Origin of the sequence: Rhodanobacter soli, from assembly GCF_040548735.1 — a bacterium.
Taxonomy (GTDB): domain Bacteria; phylum Pseudomonadota; class Gammaproteobacteria; order Xanthomonadales; family Rhodanobacteraceae; genus Rhodanobacter; species Rhodanobacter soli_A.
In genome coordinates this window covers 170066-184671 of the sequence record NZ_JBEPSD010000002.1, presented here as the reverse complement: position 1 = coordinate 184671, position 14606 = coordinate 170066, and the positions used below count along the sequence as shown (strand labels likewise).

The following is a 14606-nucleotide window of genomic DNA, read 5'->3' as shown; positions in this document are numbered from 1 at the left end:
ACAAATATCGGCATCCCTCGGCACGCAGCGACGCAGTCGACGCACGCATGCACGTGCCGTCGCTATGATGGCGATCCGGTCCCCACGATGGAATGCGCCTCATGACGACAGCACATCGCTCCGCCCTCGCCTTCGCCTGCATCACTGCCCTGGCCGGCGCATGGCCGGCATATGCCGCCGATACCACCGCGCTCACCCTGTATCGCAGCGACAGTGCCGCCCTGTACGCCAGCCATGGAGGCGGCGACGTCGGGGACGGCTATGCGGTGGTGCGCGAACAGCGCTCGCTGAATCTCGCGGCCGGCACGCACGATGTGATGGTCGGAGACCTGCCGAATTCGCTCGACGCCGAGGCGCTGGCACTGGGCTTCCCCGACGGCAGCGCGAAGGTGATTTCGCAGCGTCTGTTGCTGGCGCAGGGAACCGGCGCCGCGTTGACCGGACTGATCGGCCACAGCGTGGACGTCCTCGGTGCCGGCGGTCTGCCGCTGGCCAGCGGCACCTTGCTGCGGGCGGGCGACGCCCTGTTGGTGCGCGACAACGGCCATACCACCCTGGTCAGCAACTATGCCGCCGTACGCAGCAGTGGCGCGGATTTTCCCACCGGCTCCAGCCTCAGCCTGCGCGTGGACGCCGCGCGCGCCGGAGCGACCCGCGCCGTGCTCAGCTACCCCACCTCCGGCCTCGGCTGGCGGGCCGCCTACGTGGCGACGCTGCAACCCGGTGCGGCCTGCCGCATGCAGTTCGAGTCGCGCGCCAGCATCGCCAACCGCAGTGGCCGCGACTGGCACGATGCCCAGGTCACCCTGATCGCCGGCGAACCGAACATGGCCAAGGCGTCGGCACCGCGGCCGATGATGGCGATGGCGCGCGGCTACAGCGCCAAGGCCGAGAGCGCCGACATGCCGCAGCAGGACAGCGTGGGCGACTACCGCAGCTACACCCTGCCCGCCGCGGTCGAGCTGCCCGACGGCAGCGTCAGCCAGGTGCCGCTGTATGCGGTGCGCACGCTGGATTGCGTGCGCACCGCGCTGTACGAGAACGGCAACAGCTTCCAGCCGCAAAAGCCGATCCTCAGCCGCGACTTCAACCAGGGCGGCGGCAGCGCCATCGTCAGCACGCTGAAGCTGAAGGCGTTCGACAGCCTGCCGGCCGGCTTTCTGCGCGTGCTCACCGCCGACAGGAACGGCACGCCGCAATTCATCGGCGAGGGCCGCATCGACGACACCCCGAAAGGCAGCGACGCGTCCATCACCCTGGGCACCGCGTTCGACCTGCGCGCCGAGCGCGAGCGCACCGCCTTCAGCACCGACAAGGCCGGCCGCACCCTGGACGAGGCATTCCGCATCAGCCTCAGCAATGCCGGCGACAGCGCGCGCACGGTGACCGTGCGCGAGCATCCCAGTCGCTGGCGCCAGTGGACGCTGGTTTCGTCCAGCAGCAAGCCGAGCGAACAGACGCCGGACACGCTGGAGTTCCGCGTCGACGTGCCGGCCAACGGCAAGGCCGTGCTGGACTACGCGGTGCGCTACAGCTGGACCGCCGACGAACAGCCGCAATAATCCCGACCGGAGTTCTCCATGCTCAACATCACCAACCATGACAACGGGATCCGCGAGATCCAGCTCGCTCGCCCGCCGGTCAACGCACTGAACCTGGAGCTGCTGCGCGCGTTGCACGCTGCCCTCGACGATGCCGTGCAGGGCGGCGTGCGCGGCATCGTGCTGTCCGGCGCGCAGGGGCTGTTCTCCGCCGGCGTCGATGTACCGGCGCTGCTCGGCTGCGACCGCGCCGGCGTGCGCGAATACTGGCGCGAGTTCTTCGCGCTGTGCGCCACCCTGGCGCACGCACCGATCCCGCTGGTGGCGGCGATCACCGGCCACAGCCCGGCCGGCGGCGCGGTGCTGGCGCTGTTCTGCGACTACCGGGTGATGGCCGAAGGCCCGTACCGGATCGGCCTGAACGAAGTGCAGGTCGGGCTGATCGTGCCCGAGTCGATCCAGCTGGCGCTGCGCCGCGTGGTCGGTACCTACCGCGCCGAGCGGCTGCTGGTCGCCGGCGCCATGATCGAGGCCGGCGAAGCACTGGCCTGCGGCTTCGTCGACGAACTCACCGGCGTCGATCAGGTCACCACGCGCGCCCTGCACTGGCTGGGCGAACTGCTGGCCTTGCCGTCACACGCGATGCTCGCCACCCGCACGCTGGCCCGCGCCGACCTCGCCGCCGCCTATGCCGACCTGGACGCGTTGCCGCTGGATGATTTCGTCGACGAGTTCTTCCACCCGCAGACGCAGGCGGTGCTGCAGCAGTTGGTAGCTCGGCTGAAGAGCAAGAGCGAAAAGTGAGTGGCGAGGAGTGAGAAACGAGAGCGCGCCGCCATTCGTTTCTCACTCCTGCTTTTCCACTCACTCTTCGCCTTTCGCCACCGGCCGCGACGGGTCGCTGACCCAGCCGCTCCACGACGGTGCGTAAAGCCGCGAGCCGTGCAGGCCGGCGTGTTCCATGGCCAGCAGGTTGTAGCAGGCGGTGACGCCGGAGCCGCACATGTGCACGACCTGGTCGGGCGTGGCGTCACCCAGCACCGCGGCGAATTCCTCGCGCAGTTGCGCCGGCGGCTTGAAGTGCCCGTCGGCAAACAGGTTGTCGGCGTACGGCCGGTTGCGCGCCCCCGGCACATGGCCGGCAGCGCGGTCCAGCGGCTCGACCTCGCCGCGGTAGCGCACGGCGGCGCGGGCGTCGAGCAGCAGCGGCGATGGCGCGGCATGCAGGGCCGCGTGGTCGACGATCACCTGCCGCGCATCGTAGGCCAGCGTCACCTGGGTGGGTATGCGCGGGCGGACGACGGTTTCCACCGGCTGTCCGGCCGCCTGCCACGCGGCGAAACCGCCGTCCAGCACCGCCACCGCATGCACGCCGGCCAGCCGCAGCAGCCACCACAGCCGCGCCGCCGCCAACGCACCCGGCCCGGTGTCGTAGCACACCACCTGCAGGTTCGGCGCCCAACCCCAGCGGCCAAGCACGGCACTGAACGCTGCCGCCGACGGCAGCGGATGCCGGCCCAATCCCTCGGGCACGCGCGACATGTCGGAAAGGTCGCGTTCGAGGTCGGCGAACACGGCACCGGGAATATGCCCAGCCAGGTAGCTGCGCTCGCCCTGCGCGCGGTCGGCCAGGTCGACGCGGCAGTCGACGACCAGTACCTCGTCCGCCGGCAACGCGGCCAGCGCGGCGACATCGATCAGGGTGGTTTTCAGCGTCATGTGCGTCCCATCCTCTGCAGCAGGTTGTACAGCATCGCGGCGGTGGCGCCCCAGATGCGGTGGCCGCCGTGGATGAATTCCACCATCGGCCGCTGGTGGCCGCGGAATTCCATCGTATAGCGGCGCAGGTTGGCCGGCTCCAGCAGGAACGCCAGCGGCACCTCGAACACTTCGGCCACCTCGTCCGGCGCCGGATACAGCTGCGCCCCGGCCGCAATCTTCGCCACCACCGGCGTGACGCAGAAGCCGCTGATCGTTTCGAAGCGATCGAGATAGCCCAGCGGCGTCACCAGCGTGCGGTCGAGACCGATCTCCTCCTCGCTTTCACGCAATGCGGTAGCGAGCGCATCGCCATCGTCCGGGTCGCTGCGCCCGCCGGGGAAGGCCACCTGGCCGGCATGCGCCTGCAGGCTATCGGTGCGCACGGTAAGCACCAGTCGCGGCTGCACGCCTTCGCGAAAGCCCACCAGCACCGCGGCGGGCAAGCGCCGGCTGCTGCCGAGCAGCCGGGACATGTCCGCGTGGTTCCAGCCCGGCCCGGTCGGCGGCGCCGACAACGGCAGCAGCGCCTTGACTAACTCGTCGATCATGAGGTCCTGCGCAGCGGCAGGATATCGCGCATCACGTGCAGCCGTTCGGCATCGCTCATCGTGCGCCAGCGGCCGATTTCGTCGCCGTTGCGCTGGCAGCCGATGCAATAGCCGCGTGCATCCAGCCGGCAGGTGCCGATGCAGGGTGTCAGTGGCGGCGTTTCGGCGGGGATCGGGGCGTTCGGCATGCCTCGCCATGCTACCACCGCAGGGGCGTCGAGCAGGTTCTCAGGGCTTGCCTGTATCCGGCTTGATCGCGAGCAGCTCGATCTCGAACACCAGCGCTTCGTTCGGGCCGATCCGCGGCAACGCGCCGGTCTCGCCGTAGGCCAGCTGCGGCGGGATCACCACTTTCCAGCGGTCGCCCACGTGCATGCGCGGGATCACGTCCTGCCAGCCGCGGATCACCTTGTCGACGGTGAAGCTGACCGGCGCGCCATGCGCCCAGGTGCTGTCGAACTCAGTGCCGTCCACCAGCATGCCGCGGTAGTTCACGGTGACCGTGCTGGTGACCGTGGGGCTGGTCTTGCCGCTGCCCGCGCTGAGCACGGCGTACTGGATGCCCGACGGCAGCTGCACCACGCCGGGCCGCTGCCGGTTCTGCGCCATGTACTGCGCGCTCTTCCGCGCGTTGGCAGCGGCGACCCGCTTGAACTCGGCCAGCGCATCGGCATGCATCTGCTGGTCGAGCCGCTGCAATTGCTGATGCATGTCCTGCATCGACACGCTGGGATGGCGCCTGGCGTAGGCGTCCTGGATCGCCCGCACCAGCACCGGGATTTCCACGTCCGGCTTGCCGTCGGCAAACTGGCTGCCGATCTGGTAGCCGATCGCGTACGACAACTTCGCCTTGTCGGGCTTCGTCGTCGGCACGGCACTTTGCGCATGCGCCACGCCGCCCAGCAACAGCACTGCGCCCAGCAACCCGCAACGCAGATGTGTCATGCCTTTCTCCACCGGGCCTTTCCCTATCGCGACAATCGATCCTGACGGTTCATCCTAAGCGGTTCGCGCGATTCGTGCAGCGCTGGCGCTCGTGGCTTGAGAAACCCCGCGGCGGCAAAGGTTCCCGCTGCTACCATTTGCCGTTCTGCATCCACCGGGAATCGCTCATGGCCTATCGCAATCTGGAAATCAGCAACCGCGGCGCAGTGCGCACGATCGTGGTCAACCGCCCGGACAAGCTCAACGCGTTGAACCGCGACACCCTCAACGAGCTGGGCCTGGTGTTTGCGCAGGCCGCGCAGGACGACGCCGTGCGCGTGGTGGTGTTGACCGGCGCCGGCGAGAAGGCGTTCGTCGCCGGCGCCGACATCGCCGAAATGAACGGCTACACGCCGGTGCAGGCGCAGGGCTTCTCGCGCGCCGGCCAGCGCCTGATGACGTCGATCGAGCGGCTCGGCAAGCCGGTGATCGCGCGCGTCCAGGGTTTCGCGCTCGGCGGCGGCATGGAGCTGGCGATGGCCTGCCACCTGCGCGTGGCCAGCGAGAAGGCGAAGTTCGGCCAGCCGGAAATCAACCTCGGCCTGATCCCCGGTTTCGGCGGCACCCAGCGCCTGCTGCGCCTGGCCGGCCGCGGCGCGGCGCTGGAGCTGTGCCTGACCGGCGCGCCGATCAACGCGCAGCGTGCGTACGAGCTTGGCATCGTCACCCGCGTGGTCGCGCCCGAGGCGCTGGACGAAGCCGTGAACACGCTGGCCGACCAGCTCGCCGCGGCTGCGCCGTTGGCCGCCGCCGGCATCCTCGACGCCGTGCTGCAAGGTGGTGAGACCGCGATCGACCAGGGCCTGGAGTTCGAGACGCAGGGTTTCGCGCTGGCGTTCTCCACCGGGGACATGCGCGAAGGCACCACGGCATTCCTGGAAAAACGCAAGCCGCAGTTCACCGGGCGTTGAGCCGAGCCATCGCGTCGCGGCGGCTCAGTGCCCACCGCCAAGAAACTTCATCTCGCCCGCGGTCACCGGCAGCTTCAACCGATTTTCCGGCGGCGCCAGCGGGCAGACCACATGCGGGGTGATCGCGCATGGCGGGTTTTCGGCCAGGTTGAAGTCCAGCAGCACCTTGCCGTTCTTCGGCGCCGCGGCGTACAGGAAGCGCGCGCCGCCGTAGGTCAGCTTCCCGGCCGTGCGGTCGCTGAACACGAAGAACAGCCGGCCGTCCTCGTCGATCGGCAACAACTCGTAAGTGTGGCCGTCGCGCCGGAACACCGCCTTGCCCGCGATCGGCGTATCGCTCACGGTACCGGTGACGTAGGCGATCTTCAGCATGTGCGGCGCGGGGAACGGTACCCAGTCCGCCTCGATCCGAAATGACGGGTCGATCGGGAAATAGTCGAAGCCGGGGAAATGCGTGCGCAACGGCGCGGCATTGTTCTTCGCCCGCAGGCCGCGCTGCGTGCCGTTCTCGATCACGTACAGGTAGCTGCTGCCGAAGCCCACATGGGTCGGCTGCTGCTTGCCGTCAGGGCCTTGCGTACGCAACACGTTGACGGCTGCCGCTGGCTGGCGGTCGACCGTGATCCCGCGGGTTTCCGCCAGGTGCAGGCTGACCTGTCCGTCCGCCGCCAGCTGCAGCGTGCCCAAGTGCGCGGGTGCGCCGGGAACCTCGAAGCGATTGTCTGCCGCGCTGCCCACGCTGTTCGCGCCGGGTTGCAGCCAGCCCGAGGCGGTGAGCGCCAGATAGCCGTCCACTTGCTTCAGCTGCTCGACGCGCTCGATGCGCGCCCTGGCCACCGCAGCGGCGTAATGCTCCGGTGTCGCGGCCGGCGTGGAAAACGGAAGCAGCAACATCAGCGCGGCGACCGCGCACCACTCAGTGATTCGAGCCACGGTAGTTCTTCTCGCCGGCAGTGACGCGCAGGTCCAGCCGGTTTTCCGGCGGCGCCAGCGGGCAGGTGGCGAACGGGGTGAATGCGCACGGCGGGTTGTACGCCTTGTTGAAGTCCAGCACGACCTTGCCGTCTTTCGGCGGGTCGATGTACAGGAAACGCGCGGCGCCGTAGGTCTCCTTGCCGCTGGTGCGGTCGGCGAACACGATGAAGTACTGCGCGTCGCCGGGCACCTCGATCACCGGCAGGATCTCGAAGTGCTTGCCGTCGCGGGTGAACTCCAGCTTGCCCGGCACCGGGTACTTGTCGATGGTGCCGATCACCGAACCCATCTCCAGCGTCTCGCCCGGCTGCGCCGGCACCCAGGTCGCCTCGATCCGCCACGACGGGTCGATCGGGAACGTGTCGATGCCGAGGAAATGCTGGCGCGTCGGCGCCTGCGTGTCCTTCACCCGCAGTCCCTTGCGGCCGTCGCGGTCGATCACGTAGAAGCTCGCGCTGCCGAAAGCCACCTTGGTCGGCGCCGCGTCCGCGCCGGCGTGCAGGTCGTCCACCAGCGCGGCTTCCGTCACGGCCTTGCCGTCGATCGTGGCGCCGCTGTCCTTGTCCAGCACGATGCGCATGCTGCCGTCCTGGGCCAGCGTGACCACGCCCAGATGCGCGGGGCCGGCGCTCAGCACGATGTCGTTGTCGGCCGCGCTGCCGACACGGTTCGTACCGTCCTTCAGCCATTCCAGCCCGATCAGGCTCAGCCAGCCGTCCGGCGCGGTCAGCCGTTCGACCCGGCCGGCCTGCCACTGCTCGATGCTGTGCTTGTAACTATCGATGTCGGCGGCTTGCACGGTAGCGACTCCCAGGATGGCGGCGGCAACAAACAGGCTGGTACGTATCATCAATATCTCCAGCGAAACGTTTCTTGAAGGCGCGTCAACGGCCGCGCATGAACAACTTGTCGAGCTCGGCCAGGCTCAGCTGGACCCAGGTCGGACGCCCATGATTGCACTGTCCGGAGCGTTCGGTCGCCTCCATCTCGCGCAGCAACGCATTCATCTCGGGAATCGTCAGGCGTCGGCCCGCACGCACCGAGCCGTGGCAGGCCATCGTCGAGAGCAGTTCGTTCTCCAGCTCCAGCAGGCGACGCGAGCTGCCGTGCTGGGCCAGTTCGGACAACACGTCACGGCTGAGCTGGCCCACGTCGGCGCCTTCCAGCAGCGCGGGAATGCGCCGTACCACGATCGTCGCCGGGCCGCTGCGCGACAGCTCCAGCCCCCATTCGGCCAACGCCTCGGCATGTTCCTCGGCGGCGGCGGCTTCCTTCGCGCTGACCGCGACGGAAAGCGGTACCAGCAGCACCTGCGAGCGCAGGTTGCTGGTGACGCGGCCGGACTTCAGCTTTTCATAGGTGATCCGCTCGTGCGCCGCGTGCATGTCGACCAGCACCATGCCGTGCGCATTCTCGGCCAGCACGAAGATGTTCTTCAGCTGGGCGATCGCGAAACCGAGCGGCGGTGCCTCGCCTTCCGCCGCTTCCCGCACCGGCGCGGGTGCACTGGCGATGGATGGCGAGGCACCGAGCAAGGCGGCGTAATCGGCCAGCGGTTCCTCGCGCGTGCCCAGGCTCAGCCGGCTCTGGCTGGACGGACTGGGCCAGGCCACCGGAGCAGGCGACGCATACGCGTAACTGGCCACCGGCATCGGCTCGGTCGCCGGCAGTGTGCCCAGTCCCGCGCGCGTCTGCGCCAGCGCCTCGTGCAAGGTGCGGAACAGGAAGTCATGCACCAGCCGCTGTTCGCGGAAACGCACTTCATGCTTGGCCGGATGCACGTTCACGTCGACGCCTGCCGGATCGAGTTCCAGGTACAGCACGAATACGGCGTGGCGGCCGTGGAACAGCACGTCGGCATACGCCTGACGCACCGCGTGGGCGACGATGCGGTCGCGCACCAGCCGCCCGTTGACGTAGAAATACTGCGAATCGGCCTGCGCGCGCGATGCGGTCGGCAGGCCGACCCAGCCGGACAGGTGCAGGCCGGCCGCGGTGTGGTCGACGCGCAGGCTCTGCGCCGGAAACTCGTCGCCAAGTACTTCCGCCACCCGCTGCAACTGCGCCTGCTCGTCGCGTGCGGCCTTCCAGATGCGCACCGGCTTGCCGTTGTGGCTGAGTCGGAACTCGACCGAGCCGCGCGCCAGCGCCAGCGATTTCAGCAGGTCGTCGATGTGCGCGAATTCGGTGCGCTCGGCGCGCATGAACTTCTTGCGCGCCGGCACGTTGTAGAACAGGTCGCGCACCTCGACGCTGGTGCCCTGCGGATGCTGCGCCGGACGCGCCGCCTGCAGTTTGCCGCCGTCGACCTCGATGCGGAACGCGGCGTCCTGGTCACGCACGCGCGAGGTCAGGGCAAAGCGCGCCACCGACGATACCGACGCCAGCGCCTCGCCGCGGAAGCCCATGCTGGCGACGTGCTCCAGGTCGTCGAAACTGCCGATCTTGCTGGTGGCGTGCGAGGCCACCGCCAACGGCAGCTCGTCGACATGGATGCCGCCGCCGTCGTCGCGCACGCGGATAAGGCGCGCGCCGCCGGCCTCGATATCCACTTCGATGCGCGTGGCGCCCGCATCGAGGCTGTTTTCGACCAGTTCCTTGACCACCGAGGACGGGCGCTCGATGACTTCGCCGGCAGCGATCTGGTTGATGAGTTCGGGGGGAAGCAGGCGGATGACGGTCATCCGCGAACTTTAGCAGCGAACGCGCGCGAAGCCGTCGGCGCGCGAACCAGCCAGGGTCAACCGGCTGGGATGGTCAGCGTCGTACCGGCACGGACCGTGTTGCTGTTGATCTGGTTCGCGTTCTTCAGTGCACCGACGCTCACGCCGTACTGCCGCGCGATGCTGCTCAGGCTTTCGCCACGGCCGACCTTGTGCACGTCGCGCGCAGGTGTCCCCGTAGCGACCGCCTTGCCGGCGCCGGAATCCGAACTGGATGCCAGCTGGACGCCGTTGCGACGCGCAGCCTCGGCGGCAAACCAGGTACCGGGCGGCGGCGTGGATTCGAAATAATTGCGCACGCCGCCCATCACCGCTTCGGCGAGCTTCTTCTGGTGCGCGGGATCGCGCAGCCTGCGCTCTTCGGCCGGATTGCTGATGAATGCGGTCTCGACCAGGATCGACGGCACGTCCGGCGAACGCAGCACCACGAAGTTCGCGCGCTCGACGTAGCCGCGATGGGTCGGACCCAGCTGGGCCAGCGCCTTGAGCACGTTGCCGGCGACCACATCGCTGGCCTGCATCGCCCAGCCCTGCTGCAGGTCCAGCAGGACCTTGGCCAGGCTGTCGTCCTTGTCGTCGAGCGTGGTCCCACCGATCAGGTCGGCGCGGTTTTCACGATCGGCCAGCCAGCGCGCGGCCTCGCTGGTCTTGCCGCGCGGCGACAGCACCCACACCGACGAGCCGCGGGCGTCGTCGCTGGTGAAGGCATCGGCGTGGATCGAGACGAACAGGTCGGCGTTGTGCTCGCGGGCAATCTGGTAACGCTGCTTCAGCGGGATGTAGAAATCGCTGTCGCGGGTCAGTACCGCCTTCATGCCGGGCTGGCGATTGATCTGCGCCGCCAGATCGCGGGCCACCGCCAGCGTGACGTTCTTTTCCAGGGTGCCGCCGGGGCCGTGCGCACCTTGGTCCTTGCCGCCGTGGCCGGCGTCGATCGCCACCACCACCTGGCGCTGGCCGTTGAGCATCGCCGCCGCCTGCTCGGCTGCCACCCGGCGGCTGTGCGTGGGGTTGCTGTACGACGGAACCGCCGCGGGTGCCTGGACGACAGGCGCAGGTGCGGCCTCGGCCGGCGCGGCCGTAGCGATGCTGGCGCTGGCGGGATACAGGTCCAGCACCAGCCGGTAGTCCGTGCCGCTGGCCGGCTTCAGCACGAAACTTTTCAGGCGGCTGGCCGGAGCGACCTTCGCGGTCAGCTGCATGCCGTCGCCGATCCGGGCGTGGCTCATGCCGCGGTACAGGCCTTGCGCGGATGGACTGGAAAAACTGCTGGTCGTGCGGCTACCCGGCAAGTCGACCACGACCTGACCATCCTTCTGGCTGATCGTGTAGCGCAGCGGGCCGGAGGCGTCGAGCACCACGCGGGTGTATTCGGGGCCGGCCCAGACCCGCGCGCCCTTCAATTCCGCCGCCTGTGCCGCACACAGCGGCATCGCCGCCAGAATCGCGACGACAACCCACCCACCCCAGTTGTTCAGGTAACCCCTCATGAGCCGCATTGAAACGCAGCGATGTGCGGAATGCAAGAGTTTTTCCTTTGAATATCCATAACCTGCGCACCATTCATCAGGCTGCGTCAAGTTATGGACCGCAAGTCGCACATTCCGAACAGATCCTTGCCAGAATCACCGGATCGTATTTTTTCAAGAAGAGTCAGTACTTAGCCAGCCGTGCCTGCAGCCGCTCACCCCGTGCGGTGAACGCATGCAGCGACGCCCGGCGGCCTTGGCCGGCATAGTCCAGCTGCAGTTCGATATCCGCTGCCGGCAGCGCGCCGGCGCCGCGCTCGGGCCACTCCACCAGCACCAGCGCCGCCGGATCGGCCAGCGCGTCCAGGCCCAGCCACTCCAGTTCGCCGGGATCGGCGATCCGGTAGAGGTCCAGATGCCAGGCCGGCCGGTCCCGCGCCATATAGCCCTCGACCAGGCTGTAGGTGGGGCTCTTGACCCGCTCGCCCACGCCCAGCGCGGTCAGCAGGGCGCGCGCGAAACTGGTCTTGCCGGCGCCCAGCGGGCCATGCAGGTACAGCACCAGGCCGTCGTCCAAGGCGCGGGCCACGCGCGCAGCCAGCGCCGCGGTGGCGGCTTCGTCGGGCAGCGCCCACGCCAGATCGATATCGGCCGGCTCAGTCATGTTCACATTCGTAACCCGTCATGCCGTTGCCCAGCGCCCGCAAGGGAGCCAGCAGGTCGCTGGCCAGCAACCCGCGCTCGCCCTGCTGGGCGGCGCGATCACCTGCCCGCGCATGCAATCCGACGCCGAGGCAGGCGGCCTGCCATGCGCTGCAACCCTGCGCCAGCAAGGCCGCCACGATGCCGGTGAGCAAGTCGCCCATGCCGCCGGTCGCCATCCCGGGATTGCCCCACGGACAGACGTCCAGACGTCCATCCGGATCGGCGATAAGGCTGCCGGCGCCCTTCAGCACGACGACCGCGGCGTAACGCCGGGCCAGTTCGCGCACCGCGGCGAAACGATTCTCCTCGACAGCGGCGGTGGCCACCCCGAGCAGCCGCGCCGCCTCGCCCGGGTGCGGTGTCAGCACGGTCGGTGCCCCAAACCGGCGTGGCTCAACTGCCAGCAGGTTCAGGCCGTCGGCATCGAGCACCAGCGGTTTGTCCGCGTCCAGTGCGGTCAGCCACAACGCATGGCCCCAGGCGGCTTGGCCCAGGCCCGGCCCCAGCGCCAGAACGCTGGCCCGCTCCAGCAGCGGCGCCAGCGCCTGCGGCCCGTCGACGCCATGCGCCATCAGTTCCGGCCGCGCGGTGTTCAGTGCGTACACGTGTCCGGCGCGCGTCGCCACGCTGACCAGGCCGGCGCCGGCACGCAGCGCCGACTCGCCGGCCAGGCGCGCCGCGCCGGCCATGCCCTGCTCGCCGCCGATCACCAGCACGTGGCCGTAGTTGCCCTTGTTCGCGTAGCGCGCGCGCGGCGGCAACGCCTCGGCAACCAGCAAGCGCGCGTCGGGCAGCGTGTCGACATAGACGCCGTCCGGCACGCCCAGGGTCGCCAGTTCGAGCACGCCAACCTGATCGACAGCACGTCCGGTGTGCAATCCGCGCTTGCCGGCGATGAAGGTCACCGTGACATCCGCGCGGATCGCCGTGCCGGGACAGTGGCCGGTGTCGGTATCCAGACCGCTGGGCACGTCCAGCGCCAGCACCGGCCGGCCGCTGCGGTTGATCGCTCCGATCAGCCGGGCCGGCACCGGCTCGGGCGCGCGGTTGAGACCGATGCCGTACAACGCATCGACGTGCAACTCGGCTTCGGGCAGCGTCGCTTGCGCGTCCCACAAGCGCACCCGGCCACCGCCTGCTTCCCACGCCACGCGTGCCGCCGCGGCGTCGCCGTGCGAGGCCGCCGTCAGCGCCACCAACTCGACCTGCAGGCCTGCCTCGCGTGCCAGCACGCCGAGCAGGAAACCGTCGCCGCCGTTGTTGCCGGGGCCGCAGTGAATGCAGACCTGCTGCAGTTGCGGCCAGTGCCGGCGCAAGCTGTTCAGTGCGGCACTGGCCGCGCGACGCATCAGTTCGGGGCCGGAAATGCCCAGCGCCGACAGCGCCGCGCGCTCCATCACGCGCAACTGTTCGACGGTATGCAGATTGCGGCTGTACGGGTGGGCAGGCATGCGCGGATTATAGGCATGGGCCGCATCTACAATAGGCGGATGTCCAGCATCACCCCGTCCGGTTCACCCGATTACACCGTGCTCGCGCGCGACATCAAGCGCTGGGCGATCGAACTGGGCTTCGCCGACGCCGGCATCAGCGGCACCGACCTGGGCGAAGACGAGCAGCACCTGCAGCGCTGGCTTGCCGACGGCCATCACGGCGAGATGGAGTACATGGCCCGGCATGGCACCAAACGCACCCGCCCGGCCGAACTGGAGCCGGGCACGCAACGGGTGATCTCGGTGCGCATGGACTACATTCCGCCCGGCACCGCGAACGCCTGGGACGTGCTGGGCGACACCGAAGCCGGCTACGTGTCGCGTTATGCGCTGGGGCGCGACTACCACAAGCTGATGCGCAACCGTTTGCAGAAGCTGGCCGAGCGCATCCACGGCGTGGTCGGCGATTTCGGCTATCGCGCCTACGTGGACTCCGCGCCGGTGCTGGAGAAGGCGCTGGCGCGCAACGCGGGGCTGGGCTGGATCGGCAAGCACACGGTCTTGATCAACCGCCACGCCGGCTCGTACTTCTTCCTCGGCGAGCTGTACACCGACCTGCCGCTGCCGGTCGACGCACCGGCCAGCGCGCACTGCGGCAGTTGCGCGCGCTGCATCGAGGTGTGCCCGACCCAGGCGATCCTGGGGCCGTATCGGCTCGACGCGAAGCGCTGCATCTCGTACCTCACGATCGAGCTGAAAGGCAGCATCCCGGAAGAACTGCGCACGCCGATGGGCAACCGCATCTTCGGCTGCGACGACTGCCAGCTGGTGTGCCCGTGGAACAAGTTCGCGCAGGCCACTGCCGAGCCGGATTTCGCGCCGCGGCACAGCCTCGACGGTGCGAAGCTGGTCGAGCTGTTCGCGTGGAGCGAGGACGAGTTCCTCAAGCGCACCGAAGGCATGGCGATCCGCCGTGCCGGCTACGAGGGCTGGCTGCGCAACATCGCGGTGGCGCTAGGCAATGCGCCGAAGTCAGCGGCAGCGATCGAGGCGCTCAACGCCCGCGCCGATCACCCGTCGGCGGTCGTGCGCGAGCACGTGGCGTGGGCGCTGGCGAAGCAGCAGGGCTGAGGACTCAGGCCGCGGCCATCTGCTTGGGGATGGAGCGGTTGGTGTGGCTGATGCGGTTGCCCGGACCCGGCGCGATGTAGACGCAGGTGGGCTGGTACTGCTCCAGTTCCGCCTCGCTCAACTGCACGAAGGCCGCGATGATGACGACATCGCCCGCTTGCGCGCTGCGTGCAGCGCTGCCGTTGACCGAGATGATGCCCGAGCCTTCCTCGGCGCGCAGCGCGTAGGTGACGAAGCGCTGGCCGCTGTTGACGTTCCAGGCGTGGATCTGCTCGTACTCGCGGATGCCCGAGGCATCCAGCAACAGACCGTCGATCGCGATCGAGCCCTCGTAATGCAGCTCGGCGTGGGTCACCGTGGCGCGGTGGATCTTGGCCTTGAGCATGTTCAGGTGCATGACATTCTTTCCAGCAGGGACATCCTGC

13 protein-coding genes and 1 pseudogene are annotated in these 14606 nt (G+C 68.8%); 4 read left to right on the top strand and 10 right to left on the bottom strand.

Features of this window, described 5'->3' with window-relative positions:
- The first annotated feature begins 101 nt into the window (after positions 1-101).
- Positions 102-1562: a DUF4139 domain-containing protein gene (locus tag ABIE04_RS11700; RefSeq protein WP_354550238.1), complete on the top strand. Its 1461-nt coding sequence runs from the start codon at positions 102-104 to the stop codon at positions 1560-1562.
- Positions 1563-1580: 18 nt separating this feature from the next.
- Entirely contained in the window at positions 1581-2345 is a 765-nt protein-coding gene (locus ABIE04_RS11695; RefSeq protein ID WP_354550237.1) for an enoyl-CoA hydratase/isomerase family protein, read from the top strand.
- A gap of 60 nt (positions 2346-2405) precedes the next feature.
- Here ABIE04_RS11695 and ABIE04_RS11690 read toward each other — a convergent pair whose 3' ends face one another.
- The 3 genes and pseudogenes from ABIE04_RS11690 to ABIE04_RS11680 form a co-directional block, all read right to left on the bottom strand.
- On the bottom strand, positions 2406-3260 hold the full coding sequence (locus ABIE04_RS11690) for a sulfurtransferase (protein WP_354550235.1): 855 nt from the start codon (positions 3258-3260) through the stop codon (positions 2406-2408).
- Positions 3257-4038 (bottom strand): annotated as a pseudogene (locus ABIE04_RS11685) (NUDIX hydrolase). The gene ABIE04_RS11690 and the pseudogene ABIE04_RS11685 overlap by 4 nt, the downstream one beginning before the upstream one ends.
- 40 nt (positions 4039-4078) lie before the next feature.
- A complete protein-coding gene (locus tag ABIE04_RS11680) occupies positions 4079-4795 on the bottom strand; it encodes an FKBP-type peptidyl-prolyl cis-trans isomerase (protein ID WP_354550233.1) in 717 nt (238 codons plus the stop codon).
- 167 nt (positions 4796-4962) lie between these two features.
- Between ABIE04_RS11680 and ABIE04_RS11675 the strand changes: the two genes are divergently transcribed.
- Positions 4963-5745 carry an enoyl-CoA hydratase/isomerase family protein gene (locus tag ABIE04_RS11675; protein ID WP_354550231.1) on the top strand — a complete coding sequence of 261 codons (783 nt, stop codon included), beginning with the start codon at positions 4963-4965 and terminating at the stop codon, positions 5743-5745.
- Between the two features lie 24 nt (positions 5746-5769).
- Here ABIE04_RS11675 and ABIE04_RS11670 read toward each other — a convergent pair whose 3' ends face one another.
- From ABIE04_RS11670 to ABIE04_RS11645, 6 genes are all read right to left on the bottom strand, one after another.
- Positions 5770-6678, bottom strand: coding sequence for a DUF1684 domain-containing protein (locus ABIE04_RS11670; protein ID WP_354550229.1), 909 nt, complete (start codon positions 6676-6678; stop codon positions 5770-5772).
- Positions 6662-7570, bottom strand: a complete 909-nt coding sequence (locus ABIE04_RS11665; protein ID WP_354550227.1) for a DUF1684 domain-containing protein — start codon at positions 7568-7570, stop codon at positions 6662-6664. Before ABIE04_RS11665 ends, ABIE04_RS11670 begins: the two co-directional genes overlap by 17 nt.
- Positions 7571-7604: 34 nt before the next feature.
- Positions 7605-9404 (bottom strand): DNA mismatch repair endonuclease MutL, encoded by a 1800-nt coding sequence (mutL, locus tag ABIE04_RS11660; protein WP_354550225.1) that lies wholly within the window; start codon positions 9402-9404, stop codon positions 7605-7607.
- Positions 9405-9460: 56 nt separating this feature from the next.
- Positions 9461-10933, bottom strand: coding sequence for an N-acetylmuramoyl-L-alanine amidase (locus tag ABIE04_RS11655; protein WP_354550223.1), 1473 nt, complete (start codon positions 10931-10933; stop codon positions 9461-9463).
- A gap of 163 nt (positions 10934-11096) precedes the next feature.
- Positions 11097-11576: a tRNA (adenosine(37)-N6)-threonylcarbamoyltransferase complex ATPase subunit type 1 TsaE gene (gene tsaE, locus ABIE04_RS11650; RefSeq protein ID WP_354550221.1), complete on the bottom strand. Its 480-nt coding sequence runs from the start codon at positions 11574-11576 to the stop codon at positions 11097-11099.
- Positions 11569-13068 (bottom strand): NAD(P)H-hydrate dehydratase, encoded by a 1500-nt coding sequence (locus tag ABIE04_RS11645; RefSeq protein WP_354550219.1) that lies wholly within the window; start codon positions 13066-13068, stop codon positions 11569-11571. Before ABIE04_RS11645 ends, tsaE begins: the two co-directional genes overlap by 8 nt.
- A 15-nt stretch (positions 13069-13083) precedes the next feature.
- Between ABIE04_RS11645 and queG the strand changes: the two genes are divergently transcribed.
- Positions 13084-14181, top strand: a complete 1098-nt coding sequence (gene queG / locus ABIE04_RS11640; protein ID WP_354550217.1) for a tRNA epoxyqueuosine(34) reductase QueG — start codon at positions 13084-13086, stop codon at positions 14179-14181.
- Between the two features lie 4 nt (positions 14182-14185).
- On the opposite strand, the gene panD is transcribed toward queG, so the two are convergent.
- Positions 14186-14578 carry an aspartate 1-decarboxylase gene (gene panD / locus ABIE04_RS11635; RefSeq protein ID WP_056384874.1) on the bottom strand — a complete coding sequence of 131 codons (393 nt, stop codon included), beginning with the start codon at positions 14576-14578 and terminating at the stop codon, positions 14186-14188.
- Positions 14579-14606: the final 28 nt, after the last annotated feature.

What these genes read in the sequence shown, in the direction of transcription:
- mutL (WP_354550225.1), bottom strand. Translation starts at nt 9,404, where the DNA reads ATGACCGTCATCCGCCTGCTTCCCCCCGAACTCATCAACCAGATCGCT.
- ABIE04_RS11695 (WP_354550237.1), top strand. Translation starts at nt 1,581, where the DNA reads ATGCTCAACATCACCAACCATGACAACGGGATCCGCGAGATCCAGCTC.
- queG (WP_354550217.1), top strand. Translation starts at nt 13,084, where the DNA reads ATGGGCCGCATCTACAATAGGCGGATGTCCAGCATCACCCCGTCCGGT.
- ABIE04_RS11675 (WP_354550231.1), top strand. Translation starts at nt 4,963, where the DNA reads ATGGCCTATCGCAATCTGGAAATCAGCAACCGCGGCGCAGTGCGCACG.
- panD (WP_056384874.1), bottom strand. Translation starts at nt 14,578, where the DNA reads ATGCACCTGAACATGCTCAAGGCCAAGATCCACCGCGCCACGGTGACC.
- ABIE04_RS11700 (WP_354550238.1), top strand. Translation starts at nt 102, where the DNA reads ATGACGACAGCACATCGCTCCGCCCTCGCCTTCGCCTGCATCACTGCC.
- ABIE04_RS11645 (WP_354550219.1), bottom strand. Translation starts at nt 13,068, where the DNA reads ATGCCTGCCCACCCGTACAGCCGCAATCTGCATACCGTCGAACAGTTG.
- ABIE04_RS11665 (WP_354550227.1), bottom strand. Translation starts at nt 7,570, where the DNA reads ATGATACGTACCAGCCTGTTTGTTGCCGCCGCCATCCTGGGAGTCGCT.
- tsaE (WP_354550221.1), bottom strand. Translation starts at nt 11,576, where the DNA reads ATGACTGAGCCGGCCGATATCGATCTGGCGTGGGCGCTGCCCGACGAA.
- ABIE04_RS11690 (WP_354550235.1), bottom strand. Translation starts at nt 3,260, where the DNA reads ATGACGCTGAAAACCACCCTGATCGATGTCGCCGCGCTGGCCGCGTTG.
- ABIE04_RS11655 (WP_354550223.1), bottom strand. Translation starts at nt 10,933, where the DNA reads ATGAGGGGTTACCTGAACAACTGGGGTGGGTGGGTTGTCGTCGCGATT.
- ABIE04_RS11680 (WP_354550233.1), bottom strand. Translation starts at nt 4,795, where the DNA reads ATGACACATCTGCGTTGCGGGTTGCTGGGCGCAGTGCTGTTGCTGGGC.